Genomic DNA, 215 nt, shown 5'->3' on the forward strand with positions numbered 1-215 from the left:
CCTGGCCAAGTGTATGAATTACATGATGTATATGTAGGGAGTAAAGACAAACTTCCTACTCGAATTGTAGTTTATAGATGTACCGAGGAGCAAAAACAGAAACGTCTACGTGATCGAGCTATTCGCGAAAAGAAAAAAGGAATTACATATACAGAGCGTACAAAACTTTTACAAGGTATTACGGTATATATGACAAACATTCCTACGGAATGGGT

The 215-nt window shown here is 37.2% G+C and carries 1 pseudogene; it reads left to right on the forward strand.

Features of this window, described 5'->3' with window-relative positions:
• Nucleotides 1-215 (forward strand): annotated as a pseudogene (locus tag JDS95_RS30945) (IS4 family transposase); the annotation flags it as partial.

This window comes from Bacillus cereus group sp. N24 (genome assembly GCF_016483345.1).
GTDB classification, from domain to species: domain Bacteria; phylum Bacillota; class Bacilli; order Bacillales; family Bacillaceae_G; genus Bacillus_A; species Bacillus_A toyonensis.